This is a genomic window from Mesorhizobium album, from assembly GCF_033977205.1.
Classification (GTDB): domain Bacteria; phylum Pseudomonadota; class Alphaproteobacteria; order Rhizobiales; family Rhizobiaceae; genus Mesorhizobium; species Mesorhizobium album.
Genome location: NZ_JAVIIW010000043.1, coordinates 14,191 through 38,464, shown reverse-complemented (window position 1 = coordinate 38,464; position 24,274 = coordinate 14,191). Strand labels below are relative to the sequence as shown.

Sequence of the window (24,274 nt, the reverse complement as noted above, 5' to 3'; positions counted from 1 at the left end):
GAGCGAGGCAGTGTCGAAGATAGCAATCAGGCATCTCGTCCGAAGCGCCACCCGAACTGCCGCGACTAATGCTGGTTAGGAACACACGCAATGACTGATAGCCACATACCGCCGCCTGCGCCATTCGTGATCCTGGCCATGCCAAGAACTGGGACGCACTACCTGGAAGAATTGCTGAACGCGCATCCGAATGTGTTGAGCAACGGTGAGCTGCTCAATCCATATGCCACGACTTGGCTCGATAAGCATCGTCTGCTTCGCAGCGATCGAGAGCTGCTTGAGCTTGCCTACTCGTGCTGTCCCGCGCAGAGCGACAAAAAGGCGACGCATGTCGGCTGCAAGGTCAACGAACCTCAATTTCATGATCGTCCGGGTTTTTTTGCCGAGCTGACCCGCTGGCCAGGCCTCAGAGTCATCCTCGTGGTTCGCGAAAATACCTTGGAATCGCTGCGGTCACTGGTACAGGCGAGACAAACGCGCCAATGGCTAAAGTTCAGGTCGGACAATGATGCTCCGCCGCCGCAAGTTAGATTATCGACCGCCGACTGTGAGGCATACTTCAAGGCTGCCGACGATTTCCACGCTCGGGTCGCGCGATCCTTCACGAAGAGCAATATGCTTGAGATCGAGTACGAGTGCCTTCTGCGCGAACCTGCTACATGCTTGGCAGCGATTTGGGATTTCCTGGGCGTTCCGGCGCTTCGATTTTCCAGTACGGCGACGCTTCAGCGCCAGGAAACGCGACCGCTAGAGCAAACGATCGAGAATTTTCATGAGTTGCGCCGCCACTTCTCGCACGGACCTTACGCGAGATTCTTTGACGTCGGCGAGAAGGGAAGGGCAGTGGCGATCGACTGACAGTCAAGGTTATCGAAAGATAAAGAAACTTAAGCGAACACCGAAGGCCACCCATACTGGGGAACGGATGGAGCGTATGGCCCGACCGGCATCGGCGTCCACATCAGACGTGTCGCCGACGTTTCCTGGCGCGCCTTCCCCGGCGCCCGCTCCTCGATGTGCGGCTCCGCGTAAGTCCGAAATCATTTTACCGGCTATTCACCGCCTCTTGCGCCTATGCTTTCAGGCAGACGCACTGACTCGGCCATCCAGTCGCGGTCTAACCAGCTGAGCTTGGGGACCCCCAGCCCAAGACTCCCTGCGATGCGGACGGCGAAATCAGGTATGAGTGGGTAGGCCGCGACACAGAGTCCGACAAGCGCGAAGGTCACTGCGCGGGCCGCGGTCCTGTCAAGCGCCTCGTTCTCCTTCGCTGCAGCTGGAACGTGCAGCACTGAACATGAATAGCGGTCGATTGCGTCGACGAACGCCTCGATTGCATGTGTCAGCTGACGTATGTCCGGGTAATCCGCTTCGAAACGCGCTCGCACTTCTGCGCTGAAGCGTCTGCACTCCGCCAAGAACGCAATGTCGGTGGCTGACCACTGGCCAGGACAAGGGAGCTCGTCAGTTGCGACCCGCTCGATGACCTGGTTAGCCTTCCCGGTCGATCTTAACAGCCGTCCGTCCCAGAAATTCCGTTTCCAGCTTTCATAAGAACTCAGGGAGAAGTCCTCAACAGCACCGTCCGGCCGCCGGCGACACAAGTAGAAGCGAAGCGGCTCGCCGGTTTCTTTTGCAGCGATATCGTTCACCCAGATTGCGTGATTTCGTGATGTTGAGAACTTCTTCCCATCGAGAGTTAGCATCTGATTTACGAAGATCCGTCGAGGGAGCATCTCATGCAGATCGAGCGCCGAAAGTACGCCGGGAATGACCAACAAGCGTCCGAAGGCGTTGTCCGCCCCGAAAAGAATGTTCAGCTCCGGCATCTCGTCCCGCGGAATTTGGTACCACAAGGCAGGGCATCCGCTCTTTTCCCTTATCATTTCTAAGGCAAGCAAGTGCCGAGGCACGTGTTCGATGGTGATGTTGAACCGCTGACACTCAAATCCTGGGATTGGAATCCGGATTCCCTCTCGGTTTGGGTTAGAGATGCAGACTTCCGGAAGCCCCCGGCTCAGCCAGGATTCGATGTAGTGCTTGGCGTAAATGGGCAGGAAGGACCGCGAGGCGAAGGATTCGAGCGCGTCATGCATTGGAGCGAGGTTCAGGAAAAGGCGCTTCAGGGGGCGACGTTCCAGGGAATGCCCCTCGAGATCAACCGGATCCTGAAGTTCGGCATCGACGACCAGCGCGCCGCAATCCTCGCATTCATGGCCGGAAGCATAGCCGCCGCAATAGGGACATTTGCCGTGGACGAAGGCGTCGACCCTGAAGCGCCCGCTTTCGACGTCATATGGGACCAAATACTCCCTCTCAGCGATCAGGCCCTTGCTACAAAGTCGCTTGAAGACCTCGAGAACGACCGCCTTGCCGCGGCGGTCTGGCTCTGTCCCAAGGAAAATATCCGGGACTGCGTTGAGCCGATCCAGAGCCTCTTGGAAACAAGCCGTATTTTTCTCCGCGAGCTGGTAGTATTCCAGTCCTGCAGCGTCGGCCGCAATTGCAATGTGCTCAAGATGACCGTGCGTGCCCTGCAGCACGAAGACCTCTCGGTCGCCTGTCTCAGCAATTCGGCGCAACACATCCGCGTGGAGGAACGGTCCTGAGGCATGACCTATGTGCATTTGCCCATTCGGGGTAAGCATGGCGGGGACCAGCAACAACGGTCTGTCTTTTGCCGTCGCTTCCTTCGTGGAAATCGCCTCTTCGAACGCTGCGCGGCTGTGCCACCACACCGTCTGCATGACTGCACCGCTGTCCAAAGCCTCAATCCTGTGCCTGCGCAGCGGGTCGATCCTGATGCTCTCTCCACCAAGCAGCAGGAAGGTCTTTTCATCCAGGTGAATTCGAACGCCGCCAGAGATCACTGTCCAAAATTCGACTTCCCCGTGGTTGTGACGGCAAGTGGTCGCGCCTGAACTGAACTTCAACAGACGTACTGAAACGTTACCCCCTTCTGGGAAGGGATCATGCCTGACGATGCCGCCATCAATCGAGATAGGGACCGCACGTGCTTCATTTTTGAGATCTATTATTTGCGGATAGATCATTTCGTTTCCACTCTTGAATTTCGGGTTGGCCATGCCGCTGGCAAGGTCTCGGGGCGACCTTGAGCAGGTTGAAGCACCTGCCAGTCTTGCAGCGCCTTCGCCACGACCGCCGCCCGCTCGGCCAGACCGCCGAGCGTGTGCTCCGTTGGGCCCCGAAGGCCAAAAGAGTGGTTCATGAGGAAAACGCGAGGTCGCGGACCGGAGCGGCGCAATGCCGTCTGACCGAGATCCACTTCAAAGGACTCGTCGATAACGAGGGCGGCGTCTTCGATAAGCGGTTGCAGCGGTTGGAGGAAGGATAAATGGCGACGGTTTGAAAAGCCCGTCGCGCAAACCAGAAGGTCGATTTCAAGCGTTGTCAGGTCTTGCCTGCTTCCGATTCCGCGAAGGTGAAGACGAAAGCTATCCTCAACACGCTTCGCCGCCGTGATTTCCGTATATGGGAACAGTCTGAGCCTATCGCGTCCACACACTTGGTCTTCGAAGCGAAGATCGTAGATACTTTTGAGGACGTCCTTGGTGACGCTGGAGAAGTTCGTGTTCCTCGTGTCGGTAAGAAACCTATTGCGATCTTCGCGTGGCAGCTTCGCGAACTTTAGCGAGTGTGGATAGGTGTAGAAGTCATTTACAAACGGGTTGTCGTCCGTCTGTTCAAAGAGGTGGCGCCGGCCAACGACGATAACTTCCGACACTTCCCGATGCTGAAGAAGGAATCTGACTATCTCGCCGGCGCTTTGCCCGGACCCGACGACTGCAACGCGAGCGTTCGCGTTGATCATTCCCTCGTTCGCATGGGACAGGAAGAAGTTTGAATGCACCACACGGCCGGGATCGACGGCCAGTTCTTGGGGAAGGTATGGCTCATGCCCAAGGCTCACGACCACGTCGTCAGCTTCGGTTTCCGAAACGTCCCCGCTCGACACATCCCGGACCGTGACGACAAGGGTTGGGGTTCCCGATGGCTTCTCGCGGAACCTGACTTCCACCGCCTCCTTGCCGAAACAAATCTTATTCGCAAAAAACCCGCTTACCCAGACCAGATAGTCGGAGAACAGTTTCCTTGAAGGATATAGTTCGTTCGTATGAATAAAGTGATAGAGAAGCTCCCTGTCGTGCAAGAACGAGAAAAAGGTGAATGGGCTTGCCGGATTCCTCAGGAACGCCAGATCCTTGAACAAGGAGACTTGGAGCCTTGAATCCTCGAAAGCAATGCCTGGGTGCCATTCTGCACTGTCGCGGCGCTCAAGGACTTCCAGCGAATCCAGAACTGAGGAACCCCATTCTTTCAGGCACGTCAGCAGTGCAAGGTTTGCTGGTCCGCTGCCCACGAGCAGTGTTTTCCGCTTTTGCATGACCGGCTCCAAAAATCGTGCTTGTTTCCAACAGCCCAGTTGCGCGCTCGGCTAAGACAGCCATCCGGCTTCCCCTCATTTTTCCTAGGGCCATCGAGGCGACTTCGGCGAGAGTGGCTTCACCGGGGTGTATGGCACCCCGCAACTGTTTGCGCGTGACGCATTCCACGGCTGCGGCCACTGGAACCGCGGTCGCGATAGCCATGCTTGAGAAGCCTCGTTCCTGAAGTGCGGAGCGAAGGATGCACGTCCAGCGGCCAGGTTTGCGATGGCGATCCTCAATGGCCACATCAAGGATGACCTGGTCGCTATGTTCCTTTGGGCTCCGGCGAGTTAAAAGCGCTTCCGTGACGTGCTTGACCCGCAGCCGGGCGCTCCCGATCTCAATCTCCTCGTCGGACAGCAGCCCGAGGCGATGCAACATCCGAACGCCATCCGCAAAGCCCGGCCATCGCACAGTCAATTGTCGGATGGTCGGGATGCTGAGATGAGTGCTTGCGGCAGTCGACGGAACCATTGCGTCATCGTATGCCTCAAGAAGTCCGACACCCTCCACGAACACCGAAGACACGCTTTCGAATCGATTTCGTGTTACGGCTCGGCCATTGACTCGAGCCAACGCGGGCCTCTGCTCTATGGGCAGCCGACGTCCAAAGGCGAGAGCATAGTTCAGTGGAGGTTCCGGAATTTTGGGAATCCCTCCGCAATGAGTTACGATGCTCTCTAAGCCGTCTAGTTCAGCTGCAGCCAGTGAGATTAACGATTCAACTAGTCCTGGTTCGAGACCCGCTCCCAAGACTACCGGCGGACCGTGAGGCGGCATCCGGGCGATGTCAGGATCCTCGGGGTCCGGCCTTCCGACGCAAATAATAGGGGTGTGTAGACCTGCCTCGTGCATTTGGTGCGCGAGTTTGCCGACCAGATTTCGGCAGTCATTCCAAGACGTAGCCATGATCAGCGATCGTGCTTGGATTGAGAGAGCGCAAGGACCTGACGACCCGTCGAAGCTGACGTTTTTGAGGTCGCCCAGAAGCCCTTGCGCCGCAGCAAGCACAGAATGGCTCCTGTCAATCAGGACAACCAACGTGTCCGGCTGGCCCGCAAGTTGCAGGGCCACCGCCCGGCCGACTGGCCCGGCTCCGATGACGACGTGGGACCTCCCGCACATCGTGCTTTAGCCTTTGTTGCCGGCCACGGTCGAGGCCGGCTTGCGCCGGGGCGTGCGATAGCCAAGAAGAGCAATAGCCGTTTGCAGCAGAGCCAAGCCGGCAATTAATAACGTTAGTGTATCGTACCCCAGGTGAACTGAGACGATGCCGGCAGCGAAAGGAAATAAATACAAGCCAAGGAAATAGGAAAGACTGAAGATGATCTGCACCAAGGTTCGGGACTGCGGCGCAGTCACGCGGACAGCTTCTGCCTGCATCAGGGGATACGATAGCCCATAGGTTATGCCGGTCGCCAGTGATCCCACCGCATAAATAACAGGATGACCCGGAGAGTAGTGGAAACCGAGAAGCGAAATAACCATTCCGCCCAGGAGTAGCGGCAAGATCCGATCGGCCGCACCGCGGCTCACGCGCGGACCAATTGCAAACCTAGAGCCGACTACTGCTATCGCCCAAGAGCCAAAAAATATTTCATATCGAAGACCGGAATTGTTCGCAAATGGAGCTTGGAAGTTTATCAACGTGGTGTAAATGCTTGCCGACAGCAGTACGAGTACAAAAAACATTGCAGAATTGCTAAAGAGGAGAGTGAAAAGGTCGCGTGCAAGCGAGGCGTTGTTGGGAATATCGGCGTTGCGGATGTTCGCCGCACGCTGCGCTGCCCACGATGACAATGCGGAACCTGCCGTCGCCGCAAGCATTGCCAGAATGAACATGTCCAGCGTGCCCAAGCCGGTGAACCGGGTAAGGAGGCTGCTTAGCAGAGGTCCGCAGGTTACCCCTAAGGTTGAGAATGCAGAGTAGGCCATGAAGCTCGATGACCGGTCTGCATCGCTTGAGAGGGCGGCAATGCAGATCGAGCCCACGGTGAAATGCAGCGCCCATCCAGCCGATTGCAGCATGTAGCTCAGGAAGTAGGGGAGTGTCGCGCGCACCCCCGAAAACTCGTTTACGAGGATAGTCGCGCAGCCTGCTGCATAGAGAAGCCCGCCGATAGGTGCAAGCCTTCGCACGCCAAACCGCCGGGTGAGCGAAGGACTGATCAAGACTATTAAGATGGCGGTCGCCATGCCTGCTGCTGAGATCGAGCCAAAAAAGATCTCGTCTCGCCCAATCGACAACAGGTAAACTGGAAGCAGCGCAAAGATGCCCATCGCGAAGGAAATCAGGCATCTTTCAGCGATGAACATACGCCTATACCACAGAATACGGGTGCTGACTGAAATAGTGGGGGCGGTCATTTCTCATTCCATGAAGTTGTTAGAGGCTTCCGCGCGGATAGGTGCTGTATTTCGAGGCTATTCGGCTGTTCTGTGTGCACCTGTCTTACCGTGCTAAGAGCAACGCGTGCGCAACCGTAGAGTATCGCTTTGCTCCAACCCTCCATCGTTGCTAGCCGTGACGCTAACCACGACAGTCAGCTGCCGCCCGCCTGACAACGGAGATGCTCAAGATTCATGCCAGTTTGATCGATTGAGCCGAAGAAGGAATTTTGTGGTTTCTTTTCAGTCGATTAGCCCGATGAAAAGCTAGGGCTCGGCTAACGAAGGCCCCTATCGTGAACTCGACAAACCCGACAGAAGATGTCGGGCGGCGCCGTTGAGACGGCTATGCCTGACTTCGGTGAGTCACAACTATCCTACAGGAGTTGAGAGGCGGGTAGGGCCTCAGGATGGCCGCCGCGACGTGCGCTACGACACGAGGCCGATGCTGCGGCGCGGAACGTACCACGCCTTTATGCCGGTGGGCGCAACGGCGATCGAACTTCCGAGGCTAAAAGCGGTCGGACGATACGTACGCCTCGACTACCGATCCAGAAGCGGGCCTCCACCGAAAAGCCAACGGCGCCGAGACTAGGCGCTGCCGCATCTGGGATGTGTGGTGGAGATCCGTAGCGGTTGCTCGATGCCGACCCGGTTTTTAGCCGGGGCTCCCATCGCGGAGTGGCGGTGCCTTAAATAGAGCCTCGCCCTGTCTATCGGCAGGCGATCATGCCCGGAGCCGGAAGTCTGCGGCCCGAAAACTTTTATGGACGAAATGCGCTCGGTGCCGATGACACATCGCTGGCGCATTAACGAAGCCGGCCTGCATTGCGGTTATCTGGGCCGCAATGATCCGGCCGCTTTCATCGTCACCGGATGGGCATCAAAGGCGGTCGCCTTTCGTGTTCTGCGGCCGCCTCCTCTGCCGGTCAACATTCTTTACTGCCGCATTCTAAGGCCTCAGTTGAAGTCTAGGATGAACCGCCGATTAGGTGAACGGATAGGCCGTGCGTTCTGGGGATAGAGCGAGGTAAATCGAGCAATATCCGCAGCGTCGACCTCTACCGGTTCTTTTGCCAACATCCATTCAACGTTCTCGGTGCAGGGCGGCGTCGTCAATGATCCCTCATAGGTCCAGTAGCTGAGCGAGGCCGGGAGAAGCCCGCTGGGATCGATATCGGCGGACATTGACGCGCTTGGCCACGCAGGGAAGACTGCTGCCAGGCTTTCAAAGCTGGCATTTGTCACGCCTGGTATCAGAAAGACTCCCAGGACACCAAAGCTGTCGCTCTTTGTGTCCTTGTGGACGAAATGCACTTCCATCGGGAAACTCTTGCCAGCTATGCGATGCTCGCTTGGCGCATGAAAATGGAATTGGATCAATTCGAAAGTGCGACCGCCGCGGGTCAGCGTGCTGCCTTCCGGCATATTGATTTGAATGGTATGGCCGTTATTCACCATCTTGCGGCGGCCCTTGTGCCAATCTACTGCGATAGGCGGCATGTCGGCCTTGACGGCGTCGGTAATATCAACGGGTGATTGCTGCGTACCCGCCGAACAGACGAAATTCTTCCTGTCCAGATCGGCCCAGTGCTCGGGCCCCACCTGACCAGTGTATCCCCAATGGGTCCCATCCGCACGCGCGGCCGCGGCACAGATGAGGCAAGCGCCCTGTGCAACGAACCCTTTGATCAGGTGACGACGGTGCATCTTGCTTTCCCTTCCTTACGCGAATTGATGCTCTTCCAATTGCAAAAAGGGGGCCGTTGCGAGGACAGACGCATTCGATCCAGCGAGTTGATCGGGTCCCGACATTGGCCCTAGCTTAGCTAACCAAGCTTCACCCTCCAGCTTTCGAACCATGGGACGAATCTGGCTGCTTCAACCATCTCATCAGCTCTAACGAGCAGCCGCAATCAGCCTCTCGGCAAGTCTTGTCCGGCGAGCGATTATCTCTGATCCTTCATAGGAAAGGTGGCCGTTGTCCCGGTAAAGGAATTTGCCATCGATCTCCGTCTTGCATGCTGTGCCGTCGCACAGAAAGTCGTGATAAGAAATGACCTCTACGCCAGCCTTCAAGGCCACCTGATTCAAGAGCTCGAGAGTGTCGGAATGGCTTCGACGGTATTGTGCGACGTATATTTTACAGTCACTGTAAAGCCCGACAATAACAATTCCACGTGCCTTCCTCTCAAGACATTCACCGATGTCGATGTTCCCAACTGGTGGAGGAGCAAGAACGACCACTCGCTTGCCCAAGGCGCGGACGGCTTCGACGAGAGCCTTGATGCCATCAACGGCCTCATCAATAGAAAGATTGACCTCGGTGAAAGTATCTTTGGTCCTCTTAAGCAGCATGAATTCACCCGGCGCCGCGACGCCAAACGGGCTTGAAATGACAACGGTCTTTATTTCGGGTCGAGCTTTCAAGATACGCAAAACGCTGTCATTGAAGCGAATACAGCTCTCGCCGAAGGCGCGGGAATAGGGAGACGCTGTCGGCGACTTCGAGAAACCGGCTATTCCGACAGCAGGGAGGCACGCGCTCATCGTGAGCTGAGCCAGTCCCGTTTCTCCGATTGTCTTGGCCAAGCCGGGAACCACGGCCATGGCAAATGAATCACCCCAGACCAGCAACTCGGGCTTGTTTGTAGTTTGGCAGTTCCGAGGGATTTCCTGAGGAGGCGATCCGGGCCTGAAATCACACGCTGGTCCCAAACCTTCGTTAATCCGTCGGATATAGGCAAAGTCAATGTTGCTCTGGGTCGCTGCAATGGCGAGCGAGGGCGACAAGCCGAGCAGAACCGATACAGCAAGGAGACCCGAAGCCAGCCGTACACGGGACGTCGCATATCCCCGCCGGAACGGCTCTTCCACGAAACGGTGAAGAACCCAGCTCGCGACAAATGAGAAAGCAACTGCCGCGTAGATCGCAAGGGCAGGTGTATCTGCAAGCCAAGCGGCCCGCACAAAGACGAGCACCGGCCAATGGATCAGATAGAGCGAGTACGAGACGTCTCCTATCCTCGCCATGCCTCGAACCGCCACATTATCTCTACTGGGCGCAAGCAGGAGGACCAGCGTTGCGAGACAAACCACAGCCGCATCGACCGGATGAGGGGACCCAGTGGGGACAACGGCAACAAAGAGAAGCAGTGTGAGCGCCGGGAGGCGCAGCCTCGGAAGCCTGGCAGCCGCGCTGGGGCTGATGGGAAGCAAGGCCCCGAATGACCCCAGGGCCATTTCCCAAAATCGGGTCGGCAAAAGAAAAAATGCGGCGGATGGATCGCGGGAGGTTAAATAAAGACATAGCGAGAAGCTGGAAACGAGGAGCACGCCTACTCCTGTCAGCCACCATCTCCTCGGAGCCAACGCCAAGAAGGCAGGGAGCAGCAAATAAAACTGCTCCTCGATAGCGAGCGACCAGAAATGCAGGAGGGGCTTCGTTTCGGCGGCGCCACCGAAGTAGTCGGACTGAAACCAGAGAACGATATTGCTGGTGAATGTGAGGGCCCCGAGAACCTGGTTTTGGAACCCTTTCAGCTCCACCTCCGACAGGAAGAAAGGCGCAGCGATCGTCGTGAGCGCAATGACGACATAGGCAGCCGGCAACAGGCGTTTAGCACGCCGGTAGTAGAACTCCCAAAAGCTGAACCGTGATTGTTCAACATGCGTCCTGACGAGGCCTGTGATCAGGAACCCCGAAATGACGAAAAAGATGTCAACGCCAAGATAAGCTGCGGCGCCCGGACCAAGACGGGCGTGATAAAGAACAACCAGAAGAACGGCCAAGCCTCGCAAGGCCTGAATATCGGTTCGCAAATATCGCGGCATAGACTACCTGATATAGAGGTGATTTTACTAAAGTGAGATGCCACAACAGTGACGAAGACGACCGTGGCCTTATCCTACCGGTTGAGTTCCTCGCGTCACCGAGTTCCCAAGTCTGGACGTCACTTCCATGCTTACGAGCGCCATTTGCATACGTGTGCTCGACGTGCTTTGAAACCAGTCAGATCGAGATTTGCCTCATTTCAAAAAATTCGAAAAATCAATTGTTTCGATGGCACTCATCCACACCATGGATAGTAGGGCGGCTGCATAACGATTGAACGGCGACTTTTTCTCTCACCCATTGCAGAAGCGATTGCCTGGGCAGTTCGGAGGCTTTTGCATATCCAATCGTCTATTGCTGCATGCATTCGACCCCCCACCCGCCGAACCTCGGGTTGGGATCGTCTTTCTGATTTCCAGACAATCATATGGTCGTGGAGCGTCTTTGTGGGCAAGCTCCTCACATCAGCCTGGTGATGGGTCTGGTAGCGCAGTTATACGGCTCTCCAGTTTCATCTCGCAGAGGGTCATCGTCGAGACCGGAACGAGAAGAATACGGAAGCAGAGTCGATGAACGTTTTCCGGTGATGAGATAAATGGAATTCTGTCGTTATGCTCTGTCGTAGCGAACCGCTCAAAGAGAACGAATCTCGCCTCAAATGTTTTCCGGCAGATAAATCTCAAACGGCAAAAACGTCTGCCATGGCGCCTCCGCGGTGCCTGTCTCGATTGCCCTGGCCATCAGCGTCATCAACTCTTGGCAAAGCGGGCGCAGGGGCGTGGCAACCGCCATCGTAATGAGGTCGTCCGCGAGTGCTGCCCGCGACTCTGGCGTGATCTCGTTGACGATCGCGAGGAGATTCCGACCATCGCCCTCTTCCCGGAGCGCAGCGATGGCGCCCTCCGTGCCTCCGCCGGCGACATACAAGCCGACAAGTTCGGATTCGCGTTGTATGACATCGAGCGTGGCCTCGTAGGTGGTTTGCCGCGTATCGAGATTCACGCGCGTGTCCAGCACCTCGAACATCGGCGCTTTCTCACGAAAGTATGAGCGAAAGCCGGTTTCTCGCAATTCGGGACCCTGAAAACGGTGGCTAACGACCAAGACCGCCACCTTGCCCGGCCTTTTTGCAACCTTGGAAAACATCCAGGCGGCCGTCCGTCCAACCTTGCGGTTGTTGAGGCCCAGATAGCCCTCGCGCACGCCGGCGGCAAAATCGGAAAGCAGCGAAAAAACCGGGGTTCCGTTCGATTTGAGTTCTTCGACAGCTGCCGTGACGGTTGGATGATCCGGTGCCATCATCGCTATCGCGTGGCAGCGTGCACCCATGTCCTCGAGCAGCTCGACCAGGTCGCCAGGCCTATGCGACGGCGCGAATTCAACGACTGGAATGCCCCGGAAGGACTGTGCCGCGCTGACAGCAGCTTTGATCTCTCGCGCGAAATCCTGATAGAAATGCTCGGCCGGCATTCCGAGAATAAAGCCTAATCGGTACTCCGGCAAAATCCGCTGCGCGCGCTGCTGCATCAGACCAGCTGCGTTGTAGCCGATGACGCGGGCCGCCTCGCAGACCCGTCGTGCGGTCTGTTCCCTCACCAGTCGACGGCCGTTCAAAACCCGATCGACGGTCGCTACGCTAACCCCGGCTTCGCGGGCGAGATCTGCAATTGTGGGGCGCTTAGTCATGATTCGAGTCTAACAGGAAGTCATGGGGAACATACAGGACGGGGTCACGGAATTTGACAGAATGTGTCAGTCTGCGGTTGATGCCGCGATGTCGCAGTAGATCCCTTCTTCGCCGGATTCGGCGATTACGGTGCGTGCTCGTTGGCAGTTCGACGCAACTGCATCGACACGCATCGACCGAAAGAAGACATATGCAGCACGAGGTCTTTCAGGTCTCGGAGCCAAAAAGGACTGATCCCAAACGGCCCGATCATCAGGCGCCCCCCTCTCACGAGACGATCCGCACACCGCCAGAGCGCGCCCCTGACGTATCCGCACCGGAGAAGTGTATTGTTGGGTGCAAGCAGCTTTCATTTTCCCGGCGCCCACAAGCCCATAGCAGCCTTTCGGCGACGGGCGAGTTCAAGAAGATTTCGAACGATCGCGGCTGCTTCGATACGCGCCCGGAATTATTCCATAGCGTTTCAGCTTGTCGTAGAAGGTTTTGCGGGGCACCTGCAGAAACTCGGTCGTCCTCCTCACGTCGCCATCGCATTCCCGCAATGCGTTGCGGATAACGGTCGCCTCATAAAGACTAACCTTTTCGGAAAGAGAGAGACTTAATTCAGCGTCTCTTTTTCCAGGGGGCGAATTCGGCGCCCCTTCAAGTCCCAATGCAACCCGATCCGCGAAATGCGCAAGTTCGCGGACATTGCCGGGCCAATCATGGCCCATGAGATGATTACGCACGGCCGCGGTTATCTCCCACACTGGCTTGCCGAAGCGTTTGCACGCGCGTTCCAAGAAATGCGCAAAGAGGATCGGGATGTCCTCGCGCCGCTCGCGAAGAGGCGGAATATTGACCGTCACGACGTTCAGACGGAAATATAGATCTTCCCTGAAGTCACCGCGGGCGGCCGGATCGCTCAGATCGACCTTCGTCGCAGCCACGACACGAACATTGATGCTGCGGGTTTCGTTGGTTCCGAGTGGCGTGACCTGGCGGGTCTCGAGTACCCTAAGGAGTTTAATCTGGAGTGCAGGCGGCATGGACTCAATTTCGTCGAGGAATAGCGTGCCGCCATTCGCGTATTCGAGGCGACCGATCCTACGCCTGTGCGCACCGGTAAACGCGCCTGCTTCGTGGCCGAAAAGTTCGCTTTCGATGACACTTTCGGGCAGCGCCCCGCAGTTCAAGGCCACGAACGGCTTGGTACTTCGTCTGCTCCAGCGGTGAAGCAGATCCGCGACCACCTCCTTACCCGTGCCGGTTTCACCCTCCACAAGGACGTCCACATCCGTATCGGCGATCTGGCGAATCGTTTCTCGCAGCCATGTCATACTCGGCGCGTTCCCTAGGAGAGGCATATCGCCCGCGGATCGGACGACCGCATCCCTGAGGCGCCTGTTTTCCAGGACTAGGTGCCGGTTTTCGGAAGCGCGATTCAGCGTCACCAAAAGCCGGTCGGTCTCATATGGCTTGGAGATAAAATCGTAAGCGCCGTCCTTGATGGCGGCAACGGCGAGTTCGACGTCGCCGTGCCCAGTGATAAGGACAAAAGGGATGTCCGTATCGATTGCTTTCACCCGGTCAAAGAGCTGAAGCCCGTTCATTCTGGGCATGCGGATGTCGCTGACGACGGGACCATTGAAGTTCTCGTCGATTCTGGCGAGTGCGGCCTCGGCGGAATTGACGACGATAGGGCTAAAGCCGGCAAGTTCCAGCATCTGCCCTGCAGCGGGCAGCAGATCCTCGTCGTCGTCAACGAAGATGACAGGCCCTTTTTCGCCACTCATTCGGCACGCCTCAATTCGATGGTGAAGGAAGTCCCCCTCTCGTGGCTGGTATCGAGCCGCAACGAGCCGCCGAGTTCGCGGGCGATTTCCTCTGAAATAAGCAGGCCAAGGCCGAGCCCCTTTTCCTTGCTTGTGGTGAACGGCATGAAGAGGCTCTTGCGAATTTCAGGGGCGAGGCCGGCACCGTTGTCTCGAACCGAAATGGTGACTGTTTCCTTGTTCTGGGCAAGTGCTATCTCGATCCGCGGCTCCGGCAGGCCCTTCAGGGCATCGAGCGAATTCTGCAAGAGATTGACCAGGATTTGCTCCAGCCGAACGCAACTTGCCATCACCGTCGGAGACGGATCTGTCCGTTGCCGTTCGATCGTCACGCCGCATTCGCGGATGCGGCCCGAAAGGAGCGAAAGCGCCTCGTCGATCGCCTCCTCCGCCGATATTGGCCCCACGGAACCGGTTGCGCGGCGAGAGAACGACCGCAGCGTTTCGGTGATCGCCCCGATACGTCCCGTTATAGCAATGATCGATTTCAAATTCCCGGCGGTTTCTCGCGGCCTGTCGCCTTGGAGAAGACGTGAAGCATTTTCGGCATAGGTGCGAATTGCGTTCACCGGCTGGTTAATCTCGTGAGCAACTCCGGCTGCGATCTGTCCAAGAATTGAGAGGCGATTCGCCTGAGAGAGTTCTTCACATAACCGGCGCACCCTTGCCTCGGCATTCTCGCGCTCGGCTATCTGAGCTGCGAGCGCTTCGTTCGAGCGCCGGAGCTCTGCCGTACGCAAGTTGACGCGATGTTCCAGTTCCGCGTTCATGTGCGCAAGCGCGTCCTGCCGTTGTCGGATCGCCCGGCGCCGTCGAACAATAACGGAAACGGCAAATGCCACGAGCACGAGGGCAAGCAGTGCTGTCGCGCGGGCTGTCATCATCGCCGCGGAAATCTCTGCATCGGCAGGAATGAGCAGTGACAGCCGCCAACCTGGGACCACTTTGCCGAGATCCTGCGAAACCGTGACAAAGCCGGCTGCCTTGTCGGCGGTACTTGCGGTGACCAGGTTGCCGCCGCCGTGCGAAAGCGGAACGGGCTCGAACGCCGCGCCAGGCAACTGCAGACGATCGCGGGCGATTTTTGCCTCTTTTTTGGAAAGCGGAGAGAGAGCGCCAAAACGCCATTGAGGCACGCTGGTCGAAAGGACGACGCCGCGCTCGTCGCTCGTGAAGACCACGAAACCGCTCTCGCGCCAGCTCGACTCCACACGGTCGAGCTCGACCTTCACCACGACGACACCGAGGGGCCCCTCCGGTCCATCGATCCGGCTCGACAAGAAGAGGCCGGGGCGCTTGCTAACGGTACCGAGTGCGTATTGCGTGGCCATGCCGCTCGCCATCGCTTCAACGAAGTAGTGACGGAAACGGTAATCGCGGCCGACAAAACTGGTGGGCTCGCCGGCATTGCTCGCAGCAACCGTCATTCCCTCACTGTTGATGACGTAGATGACTGAAGAGGCGGCGTCGCGCGCGATGGCTCGAAGCTTTTCATCCAGCGCAGCTTTCCCACCGGTGCCCGGACTGCGAAGCATCTCCTGGACCGCACCATCACGAGCCAAGACGCGCGGAATCAATCGCTGCTTCTCGACGTCTCCTTTCAAAGTGTCGGCTGCAAGTGGGCGCGCGGCAAGAGCACGGTCGCGTAGGTCTGACTCAGCTTTGGTGCCGGCAATACGGCCGGCTGCAAAAACAAAAAAACCGAGCCCCGGACCAAGAAGTGCAAACAAAACCACAAGCCAGAGAAACCTGCCGGTGCCCAATCTGCCAGGGAAGTTGAAAAGGGCCTTATGCAAGCCACCCTCGCTGATGCCGTCGTTTGCTACCGCGTTCTCCAGACTCAACCTTAGTGCCGGATTTCGCCAAATGGAACCACGGAGTGCGGAAATTCACACACGTGCGTGGCGCAACCTCCCTGAAAACATCCGAAATTGCGCGATCCGCTCGGCCTCTCCGGTTGGCATATGTCTTGCGACGAACAGCGCAGCAGCGTTCGACCGGAACGCAGCGATCGGGAATAACCCGGGAGGAGAGGCACTGCCGAGATCCGGTCTGGGAGAGAGATTTATGTTGACCGCAAAGGGCCCCAACGCAAATGTCGCGCCTCGCAAGCCTTTCTATGCACGGCTTTACGTGCAGGTGATTGCCGCCATCGCCCTGGGCGTCGCGCTCGGCCATTTCAACCCCGAAATCGGCGAAAACATGAAGCCGCTTGGTGACGCCTTCATCAAGCTCGTCAAGATGATCATCGCACCGGTGATCTTTTTGACCGTCGCGACCGGCATCGCCGGCATGCACAGCCTTCAAAAGGTCGGCCGGGTAGCCAGCAAGGCGATGGTCTATTTCCTCACCTTCTCGACGCTGGCACTGATCGTCGGCCTCATCGTGTCCAATGTCGTTCAACCGGGCGCCGGCCTCAACATTGATCCGGCCTCGCTCGATATCCAAGCCGTCAATCCATATGCCGCAAAGGCCCACGAGCAGTCCGTGACGGGCTTTCTGATGAACATCATTCCGACCACGATTGTGGCCGCCTTTGCAGACGGCGACATCCTTCAGGTCCTTTTCTTCTCGGTCCTGTTTGGCATTGCGCTTGCGATGGTTGGAGAGATGGGCAAGCCGATCAGTTCCTTCCTCCAGGCGCTCACCGTGCCGATCTTTGCGCTCGTTGGTATCCTGATGAAGGCTGCCCCGATCGGCGCGTTCGGCGCCATGGCCTTCACAATCGGCAAATACGGCATCGGCTCCGTCGTCAATCTCGCAATGCTGGTCGGGACGTTCTACCTCACGGCTTTTCTCTTCGTGTTTATCGTTCTCGGCGCGGTCTGCCGTTTCAATGGCTTCTCGATCGTTTCTCTCATCCGGTACATCAAGGAAGAGCTGCTATTGGTTCTTGGAACGTCCTCCTCGGAGGCCGCGCTGCCCACTCTCATGGAGAAGATGGAGAAGGCTGGCGCCAAGCGTTCAGTCGTGGGCCTGGTCATTCCGACGGGATATTCCTTCAATCTGGACGGCACCAACATCTATATGACGCTCGCGGCCCTCTTTATCGCCCAGGCGACGAATACGGATCTCTCGATCGGCGATCAGATCCTATTGCTACTCGTTGCTATGCTTTCCTCTAAGGGAGCGGCGGGGGTCACCGGCGCCGGATTCGTCACGCTGGCCGCTACTCTTTCTGCGGTGCCGTCCGTTCCGGTGGCTGGCATGGCATTGATCCTCGGTATCGACCGTTTCATGTCCGAGTGCCGGGCCCTTACGAACATCATCGGCAATGCCGTGGCAACGCTCGTGATCGCCCGTTGGGAAGGCGAATTGGATCAGGCGCAGTTGGAAGCCGCGTTTGCAGGGCATCATCTTGCCGAGACATTGGCCGGCCAGCCACCCGTCCCGCAGCCGCCAAGTGAGGCCGCCTCGTTGCGACCCGTCCCTTCGCCGGATCGGTCACCACCACAGCACGGGCAAGCCGCAGACAGCAAGCGAGGACTCGCGGATTGATGAAAGCAAACGCGGCGACAGCAGCCCAATCGCGCTTGAGCAAACAACGTTCATCACTATGCGGGTTTTTGCCTGGAGCGCTGTTCACCGGCGCCGTGTCGACCATAGAGATTCAAACGAATCGACCCCGGGAAATCCAGCACGAGGATCGGGCGGTCCTGGCCGGCTATTGACGCGAGCGGTAGAAATACTGTGGCGCCTCATTAGCCGTGGTCGAAAAGCAATCTGGCGCAGATCAACGCCGCTTCGCAACCAGCCTCCAATATGTCGATGAACAAACGGCGAGGCATGCATACGCGAAGCATAGCCTCAGAAATAGACGTTTCGTCATGCCCTTTAAAACCATCGCACGGAGGCAGATGAAGTCGATGAGGCAGTGTTGTTAGAAATAGGAACGAACATTAATTGGCTCTTACGAGAAAGCTAATCTAAGTTTGAAATGACATCAGACAAAAAGGATTATTAGCACTTATACAGGAAGTAGTGAAATTGGTGGGGAGCTAAACATGAGCAAGTTGAGGGTGGATGATTGAGCCCTCAAGTCGACTGGAGAGGATATGTCGGGAACAAAACTAAAAAGCGTGCTTTCGTCGTTTTCGCAGGTGCCAAGGGAACTAAAGCCTTTGCCCTCCGATCGCCATTCGCTGGACGATAGCTGCGTCCGGTTGAATACGAACGAGAATCCATTTCCGATGCCGGAAGTCGTAATGCAAAGTGCAATTGCCGCCCTTGAGCAGCAGTATCTATATCCAGAACACGACAACATCGGTTTGAGGGAAGCGGCGGCTGATGCCTACGGCCTCACCAAGGATCAAGTGATTGCCGGAAACGGATCCTCCGAGCTGCTGGGACTCATCTACAGAGCCTTCCTCGCCCCTGGCGACAGCGTGGCGATGCTATCGCCGGGCTTTTCGTTCAACCGCAAACTCGCCATGTTGCAGGGGGCTCAATTTCTTGAAATCGAATGCGGTCAATCTGATGTCCTGCCGGTAAAGGAATTGCTCTCTGGTCCCGCAGAAGGCGCCAAATTCATTCTTCTAGCTAATCCGAACAATCCAACTGGAACATTCGTTTCGGTGGCCGAGATCGAACGCCTCGCGGCGCAGTCGGATCGCCTGATTGTTCTGGATGAGGCCTATGTCGACTTCGCCCCGGATAATGGCCTGCGCCTTATCGATCATTATCCCAATATTCTGCTCCTACGGACATTTTCAAAAAGCTACGCCGCCGCCGGTATCCGTATCGGTTTTGGATTGGGGCACCCCGAAATCATTGGAAGGCTGCGCAACATCCAAAATGTTTTCAACATGAACGTGATCGGCCATGCGGTTGGCGTCAGCATCCTTGCGCATCGCGACGCCTATGAAGAGAACCACAGATACATCAAGCAGGAACGGGAGCGCGTGTCCTTCGCGCTCTCGCAACTGGGATTTTCCGTAACGCCTTCGCATGCAAATTTCTTGCTAGCCCGCGTGCCGCCAGGACAAGACGGTAGGTGGTGGCAAAAAACGTTGAAGCGGCGGAAAGTACTGGTCGCGGCTTTTTCCGAGTCATTTTTGAAAGAACACATAAGAGTAAGCATAGGCACAAGAGAACAAATGGACATACTGCTGTCTTAGATGTCTGATATACTAAGAAGACTAAAGCAGCAAGTATAACCCATCTGCCTATAGAAATCATTTATATACCCCCGCGGACAGGGGTTGCTTCGCAAAAATATGTCGTTGCTCTGAGCGTTTCGAGCGTCGTTCGAAGCAAGGACCTTCCGCGTCAAAACTCCGGAGACAATAGAGTGAAAAACGTCTTGCCTTCGAAGCCGACCTTCGGAATCTTCGATCACTTGGATGATGACGGTCGCGACATCGGCCTACAATGCGCCGATCGTCTCAAGCTGGCGGAGGCCTGCGATCACCTCGGCTTTTATGCATATCATCTCGCAGAGCACCACTGCACCCCCCATGGGAGAGGTGTGTCGCCAAATCTCTTCTTATCGAGCGTCGCACAGCGCACCCGCCAGCTGCGTGTGGGTCCGCTTGTGATGCTCCTTACCCTTTACCATCCGCTTCGGGCGTTCGAAGAGATCTGTATGCTCGACCGGTTGAGCGGTGGTAGGGTGGAGCTCGGTATAGGGCGAGGCTCTCTCTCAGCCGAATTGGGTTATTTTGGGATTGGCGCGGACGCAGTGCCAGGCCGTTATTCGGAAGCCAGCGAAATCGTAATCGCCGCCCTGAAGGGCGGGAAGTTATCCTATCGGGGCCGCCACTTTGAGCTGAATAGCGTTCCCTTGACGCTTAGACCCCGTCAGCGCCCGCGTCCTCCGACATGGGTCGCCACCAATCGACCCGAATCGGCAGGTTGGGCAGCCGCGAATGGCGCAAATCTCGCGTGCGTGGGGCATAGCTCCTCCGTACGCAAAGTTACCGACGCCTTCCGCGCCAAGCGGGAGGAAACCACTGACAAAGGTAATCCGTCGCCGTTGCTAGGATTGCTGCGCATGATCGTGATTGGGCGTTCTGACACGCATGCCTATTCGATCGCGGCACCTGCTTATGAAACATGGCTCAAGAGCTTCAAGTTTCTTTACGACCTCAATGGCATGCCAACTCCACCAAACCTGCCGCTGACCCTCGAAGCGGCGATTGAAAGTGAACTGTGCATAGCGGGAACGGCAGCTTTTGTGCGGGACGCTCTTCTTGGTCAGTTGGAAGTGGCTGGGGCCAACTATCTTCTTTGCCAGCTCGCGTTTGGGGATTTGCCATTGGAAGCGTCTCTGTACACTGCAGTGACGATTCATTCTGAAATCATGACCCGATTTGACTGACCATGAATACGTGGCGTAGGGCGGCTCGAAGGAGTCGCCCGCGGCGTCTACCAGCAACCAGCCCGCTGCCAGACCATAGCCTTGCAGCGCGTGGCCGACGTGGGATTCCATCGCTATGCCTGCCTAGGTCGGACGCCGTTTCCGGACGATGGTTAGAACTGGTTTTCTGGACGCGACACTTCACGGGACCACATTGCCCCACGTTCCCAGCCCCCTCGCTCAACGTCGCTGTTCACACGGACCGTTTGCCACTGCCCGTCTTGCAGGCGGCAATCCACTGCATCGCCGAGGTTGGATCTTCCAATATGGCGGCCCGTTTCGCAAAGCCGCAAAAGGCAGCGCGGGCTGCGCTTAAGGGCTTGTTCCCATCATAAGCGTCAAAACATGCTTTAAAGGCAGTCTCGTGAATCAGGTCCCTGCGATCTTCGGGCCACTCATCGAGAAAATCGATGGCGTCCTCGAGGTCCGCAATCTCTTGCACGACATAGGCGGCACGCTTCACGAAAATCGGACTGCCGAAGGCCTGCGCCTTCATTTCGTTTCCTCCCGACCTGCTGACAGCCGACTTGCGAGGCGGCGTCATCGACACCCGCCGACCATTGCAGAATGTGTTGTCAGCCCGATGACGCTTCAAGAGAAAAGTCGGCAATTCATCCTCGGAAGGAAATGGATCGATCACCAGTCTACTGCCGCAAAATTGGCCACGTCGACAATGTCGATCGTTCTGGCCGCCGCCGATGAACGGTGAACCCAGTCACCCAACCCGGTCGTTCACCGCAACGCAGGAAAGACAGCACGACATCGCCTTGGCAGCGCGCCGATATGGGAAGCCGCAAGCTCAGGCTGAATTAATCCAGCCCAAGCCTTTTCTTCAGTTCCGTATTTTCCTTGCGCAGACGATCCGCAAGCAGGCTCTTCAGCCGCTTGTTTTCTTCCTCGAGCGCGACGAGATCCTTCAGCTCGTCGCTGTCCGCTGCAGGCGTCGCCGCTTTCTTCCAAAGATAATATGTCTGTTCCGAGATGCCGGCCTGCTTCACCGCGCTCTTGAGAGTGGCGCCGCCGCCGATCAACGTCTCGATCTGAGCGAGCTTCTGGCCGCGCTCCTTTACGGAGTAGACCTTGCGGCCTGTCCGTGCCGATGGCGGTGCTTCAGTGGTCGCGGATGTCGGCTTGGCGCCGTTCTTACGGCCAGGCGCGCTCGGCTCAGCCTTTGGCTTCCTCGACCGCGGTGTTCTCGCCCTCGATTTTGACTTCTCCGCTTCGGCTGCCGGTTCGGTAGGAATTACTGCTGTTTCGGTTTCCAGGCGATTTGCCATGAAATTCTCCATTTGCGGTTTGTGCAAAGGTTCAGCATCAAGGGCCGCGACAGTAGAGTCAACAAGCTGACGATTGGACAGTTGAACCTTCTGGAGTTCCTCTGAAGTTTCGCCCATCGCCGCAGCGATGTCGAAATCGCCCCAGATGGAACGGGCGGCTTTTTTATAACGGCGCTTCTGTTTGACTTCCACGGTGAATGGTCGCGTTTGCCGCCTCATAGTTCCTTCCTGATGAGAAACGATTAGAAGAATGAAGTCGCCGCTCGGAACTCCTGGCGCTTCCTGGTTCGCGCGGAGCTTTATCGTAAAAGTCCCTCGACGAGCAAGTGATACCGGTCGCGCCAGTGTTCGCAAGCGGGCCGAGCGCAGGCCTCCGCGCGAGGAGAATGGAATGCAACGCTCCGGGAGTGGGTGCATTCGGCTCGGAAACGCTTGAGCGTCCGAAGCTGCAGGGCGGTGCAGTATCGGATCAGATGTCGCATCTTGCCGTCGGGGAACTCGGGAACTCTTCTTGAAATTGAAAAACTGCTGCATCTCGATTGTGTTCAGTGCGCATGAAGAACTCGCCAGCAGATGATAACGGCCGATCTCGCCAGCGGTTTAGCGTCAGCCCACAACTATCTGCCTGGGTTAGCAGGCGCGCTCACTGTGGCAGCTTGGCTTGGGCCGCGAGGCCGTGGTTGAGTGAGCTGAAGAGATCCAGCCTCGCGGTCGATTCCGAAGCTTCCCACAATGGCGAAGAGAACATCTCCACTCGTACCCTTTCAGCACAAGACATTCCGTTCTCTGTGGTCGGCGGCCCTTGTTTCGAATCTTGGGACGCTAGTTGAAGGTGTGGCGGCTGCGTGGCTGATGACGAGTATTGCCAGCTCCCATGGAATGGTGGCGCTCGTACAGGCATCGACCACCTTGCCCTACATGATCTTCTCGCTCGCAGCCGGAGCGCTTGCGGATAACTTTGACCGTCGCCGGATCATGCTAATGGCGCAACTGCTGATGGTTTGCGTATCAGCGTCCCTGGCGCTCTTGACCTACGCCGGGGAAATCACACCCTGGACCCTTTTGGGTCTCACGTTCCTGATCGGCTGTGGTTGGGCATTGCACGATCCGTCGTGGCAAGCCTCGATGGGAGATATCCTGCCTCGCGAAGACCTCCCAAGCGCAGTTGCGCTCAACGGCATGAGCTACAACCTCATGCGCAGCATCGGACCGGCGATTGGCGGCATAATCGTGGCGACCGCCGGGGCGGCCTTCGCGTTTCTCTTCAATGTATTTTGCTACGTCGCCCTGATCGCCGCGCTGTTACGCTGGAAAACTGTACCGGCGCGACGAGCGCTGCCGCGGGAGGCTTTCGGAAGCGCGATAGCGGCAGGATTCCGCTATGTGCTTTTGTCGCCAAACCTTCTCAAACTGATGTGCCGGAGTTTCATTTTCGGCCTCACGGCAGTCGTCATTTTGGCTCTGCTGCCGTTGGTTGTTCGCGAACAGGTTAAGGGCACTGCGGTCACCTACGGGGTCATGCTTGGCTTTTTCGGTTTGGGAGCGATCTGTGGCGCGCTCCTCATCGGACGCGCCCGCGAGATTCTCTCCAACGAATGGGTCGTTCGCGGCGCGTTTTTTACACTGGCGATCAGCTGCTTGCTTCTGTCGTGGAGCGAGCACGTTTGGCTTAGCTGCCTCCTCGTCATGCCAGCCGGTGCGGCATGGATCCAGTCATTCTCGCTGTTTAACGTCACAGTTCAGCTTTCGGCGCCTCGGTGGGTGGTGGGACGAGCCCTCTCTCTCTATCAGACGGCCGCATATGGCGGCATGGCAGCGGGAAGCTGGCTCTGGGGCCAGTTAGCGGATCTGCAAGGCGTTTCGGGAGCCTTGCTCGTCGCAAGCTTGGTTCTTGTATTTGGCGGACTGCTCGGCGTTATTTTGCGTCTTCCGGATCTTGAAACGCTCAAACTCGATCCGACCAACACGTTCTGCGAGCCAACCCTGCAGCTTGACCTGCGGCCACGAAGCGGTCCGATCATGATAATGGTCGATTATCGTATTCACCAGAAAGACGTTCCAGAATTTCTCAATGTGATGGCATCATGGCGAAAAGCCCGACTGCGAGATGGAGCCAGGCAATGGGCGCTGCTGCGTGACCTCGAAAAGCCCGAACTGTGGACCGAGTGTTATCATGTGCCAACTTGGGTCGAGTATGTTCGCCACAACAAGAGGCAGACCCAAGATGACGCCGAAATCGTTGCGCGCCTTGAAGCCCTGCACTGTGGCGACTGCCCGCCCAAAATTCACCACAAGATCGAACGGCAAACCGTGAGCGTACATGACGATATGCCGCTCCGGCCTCATTTGGACAGGACTTGAACGAAACCGCAAACCAATAACTTGGCTCAAGAGAAGGCGGCGTCGTCCGGAAGCCCGTTTACTCAAAACTTGGGGCAGATCTTGGGCCAGCTGTGCGCCAAGCGCG

At 57.1% G+C, this 24,274-nt stretch carries 16 protein-coding genes; 5 read left to right on the top strand and 11 right to left on the bottom strand.

The features are described from left to right. Positions 1 to 90 precede the first annotated feature (90 nt). Positions 91 to 858 carry a sulfotransferase gene (locus RFN28_RS27280; protein WP_320223256.1) on the top strand — a complete coding sequence of 256 codons (768 nt, stop codon included), beginning with the start codon at positions 91 to 93 and terminating at the stop codon, positions 856 to 858. 194 nt (positions 859 to 1,052) lie between these two features. Here the strand turns inward: RFN28_RS27280 and RFN28_RS27275 are convergent, their stop codons facing one another. From RFN28_RS27275 to RFN28_RS27240, 9 genes are all read right to left on the bottom strand, one after another. Continuing rightward, on the bottom strand, positions 1,053 to 3,053 hold the full coding sequence (locus RFN28_RS27275) for a class I tRNA ligase family protein (RefSeq protein WP_320223255.1): 2,001 nt from the start codon (positions 3,051 to 3,053) through the stop codon (positions 1,053 to 1,055). Next, a complete protein-coding gene (locus RFN28_RS27270) occupies positions 3,050 to 4,405 on the bottom strand; it encodes a SidA/IucD/PvdA family monooxygenase (protein ID WP_320223254.1) in 1,356 nt (451 codons plus the stop codon). The genes RFN28_RS27275 and RFN28_RS27270 overlap by 4 nt, the downstream gene beginning before the upstream one ends. Continuing rightward, positions 4,296 to 5,228 (bottom strand): saccharopine dehydrogenase family protein, encoded by a 933-nt coding sequence (locus RFN28_RS34945; protein WP_430679000.1) that lies wholly within the window; start codon positions 5,226 to 5,228, stop codon positions 4,296 to 4,298. Before RFN28_RS34945 ends, RFN28_RS27270 begins: the two co-directional genes overlap by 110 nt. A 351-nt stretch (positions 5,229 to 5,579) precedes the next feature. After that, positions 5,580 to 6,815, bottom strand: a complete 1,236-nt coding sequence (locus RFN28_RS27265; RefSeq protein ID WP_320223253.1) for an MFS transporter — start codon at positions 6,813 to 6,815, stop codon at positions 5,580 to 5,582. 981 nt (positions 6,816 to 7,796) lie between these two features. Beyond that, positions 7,797 to 8,546: a carbonic anhydrase gene (locus tag RFN28_RS27260; RefSeq protein WP_320223252.1), complete on the bottom strand. Its 750-nt coding sequence runs from the start codon at positions 8,544 to 8,546 to the stop codon at positions 7,797 to 7,799. A gap of 189 nt (positions 8,547 to 8,735) precedes the next feature. After that, a complete protein-coding gene (locus RFN28_RS27255; RefSeq protein ID WP_320223251.1) occupies positions 8,736 to 10,670 on the bottom strand; it encodes an acyltransferase family protein in 1,935 nt (644 codons plus the stop codon). A gap of 655 nt (positions 10,671 to 11,325) precedes the next feature. After that, positions 11,326 to 12,357 carry a LacI family DNA-binding transcriptional regulator gene (locus RFN28_RS27250; protein WP_320216508.1) on the bottom strand — a complete coding sequence of 344 codons (1,032 nt, stop codon included), beginning with the start codon at positions 12,355 to 12,357 and terminating at the stop codon, positions 11,326 to 11,328. A gap of 402 nt (positions 12,358 to 12,759) precedes the next feature. Further along, on the bottom strand, positions 12,760 to 14,133 hold the full coding sequence (locus tag RFN28_RS27245) for a sigma-54-dependent transcriptional regulator (protein WP_320223250.1): 1,374 nt from the start codon (positions 14,131 to 14,133) through the stop codon (positions 12,760 to 12,762). Next, entirely contained in the window at positions 14,130 to 16,010 is a 1,881-nt protein-coding gene (locus RFN28_RS27240) for a sensor histidine kinase (RefSeq protein ID WP_407046166.1), read from the bottom strand. Before RFN28_RS27240 ends, RFN28_RS27245 begins: the two co-directional genes overlap by 4 nt. A 229-nt stretch (positions 16,011 to 16,239) precedes the next feature. On the opposite strand from RFN28_RS27240, the gene RFN28_RS27235 reads away from it, so the two are divergent. The 3 genes from RFN28_RS27235 (at position 16,240) to RFN28_RS27225 (ending at position 20,491) form a co-directional block, all read left to right on the top strand. Further along, on the top strand, positions 16,240 to 17,670 hold the full coding sequence (locus tag RFN28_RS27235; protein WP_320223249.1) for a dicarboxylate/amino acid:cation symporter: 1,431 nt from the start codon (positions 16,240 to 16,242) through the stop codon (positions 17,668 to 17,670). Between the two features lie 557 nt (positions 17,671 to 18,227). Then, entirely contained in the window at positions 18,228 to 19,289 is a 1,062-nt protein-coding gene (gene hisC / locus RFN28_RS27230) for a histidinol-phosphate transaminase (RefSeq protein WP_320290257.1), read from the top strand. A gap of 173 nt (positions 19,290 to 19,462) precedes the next feature. After that, on the top strand, positions 19,463 to 20,491 hold the full coding sequence (locus tag RFN28_RS27225; RefSeq protein ID WP_320290256.1) for an LLM class flavin-dependent oxidoreductase: 1,029 nt from the start codon (positions 19,463 to 19,465) through the stop codon (positions 20,489 to 20,491). Between the two features lie 232 nt (positions 20,492 to 20,723). Here the strand turns inward: RFN28_RS27225 and RFN28_RS27220 are convergent, their stop codons facing one another. Then, positions 20,724 to 21,026, bottom strand: coding sequence for a DUF982 domain-containing protein (locus RFN28_RS27220; protein WP_320216502.1), 303 nt, complete (start codon positions 21,024 to 21,026; stop codon positions 20,724 to 20,726). Positions 21,027 to 21,339: 313 nt separating this feature from the next. Beyond that, positions 21,340 to 22,026, bottom strand: a complete 687-nt coding sequence (locus RFN28_RS27215) for a transposase (RefSeq protein WP_320216501.1) — start codon at positions 22,024 to 22,026, stop codon at positions 21,340 to 21,342. Between the two features lie 513 nt (positions 22,027 to 22,539). Here RFN28_RS27215 and RFN28_RS27210 point away from each other — a divergent pair. Beyond that, on the top strand, positions 22,540 to 24,168 hold the full coding sequence (locus RFN28_RS27210; protein WP_320253117.1) for an MFS transporter: 1,629 nt from the start codon (positions 22,540 to 22,542) through the stop codon (positions 24,166 to 24,168). The last annotated feature ends 106 nt before the right edge of the window (positions 24,169 to 24,274 follow it).

Excerpts from the sequence above, each read along its gene's own strand:
- RFN28_RS27280 (WP_320223256.1), top strand. The coding sequence starts at position 91 with ATGACTGATAGCCACATACCGCCGCCTGCGCCATTCGTGATCCTGGCC.
- RFN28_RS27275 (WP_320223255.1), bottom strand. The coding sequence starts at position 3,053 with ATGATCTATCCGCAAATAATAGATCTCAAAAATGAAGCACGTGCGGTC.
- RFN28_RS27270 (WP_320223254.1), bottom strand. The coding sequence starts at position 4,405 with ATGCAAAAGCGGAAAACACTGCTCGTGGGCAGCGGACCAGCAAACCTT.
- RFN28_RS34945 (WP_430679000.1), bottom strand. The coding sequence starts at position 5,228 with ATGCCGCCTCACGGTCCGCCGGTAGTCTTGGGAGCGGGTCTCGAACCA.
- RFN28_RS27265 (WP_320223253.1), bottom strand. The coding sequence starts at position 6,815 with ATGACCGCCCCCACTATTTCAGTCAGCACCCGTATTCTGTGGTATAGG.
- RFN28_RS27260 (WP_320223252.1), bottom strand. The coding sequence starts at position 8,546 with ATGCACCGTCGTCACCTGATCAAAGGGTTCGTTGCACAGGGCGCTTGC.
- RFN28_RS27255 (WP_320223251.1), bottom strand. The coding sequence starts at position 10,670 with ATGCCGCGATATTTGCGAACCGATATTCAGGCCTTGCGAGGCTTGGCC.
- RFN28_RS27250 (WP_320216508.1), bottom strand. The coding sequence starts at position 12,357 with ATGACTAAGCGCCCCACAATTGCAGATCTCGCCCGCGAAGCCGGGGTT.
- RFN28_RS27245 (WP_320223250.1), bottom strand. The coding sequence starts at position 14,133 with ATGAGTGGCGAAAAAGGGCCTGTCATCTTCGTTGACGACGACGAGGAT.
- RFN28_RS27235 (WP_320223249.1), top strand. The coding sequence starts at position 16,240 with ATGTTGACCGCAAAGGGCCCCAACGCAAATGTCGCGCCTCGCAAGCCT.
- hisC (WP_320290257.1), top strand. The coding sequence starts at position 18,228 with ATGTCGGGAACAAAACTAAAAAGCGTGCTTTCGTCGTTTTCGCAGGTG.
- RFN28_RS27220 (WP_320216502.1), bottom strand. The coding sequence starts at position 21,026 with ATGAAGGCGCAGGCCTTCGGCAGTCCGATTTTCGTGAAGCGTGCCGCC.
- RFN28_RS27215 (WP_320216501.1), bottom strand. The coding sequence starts at position 22,026 with ATGAGGCGGCAAACGCGACCATTCACCGTGGAAGTCAAACAGAAGCGC.
- RFN28_RS27210 (WP_320253117.1), top strand. The coding sequence starts at position 22,540 with ATGGCGAAGAGAACATCTCCACTCGTACCCTTTCAGCACAAGACATTC.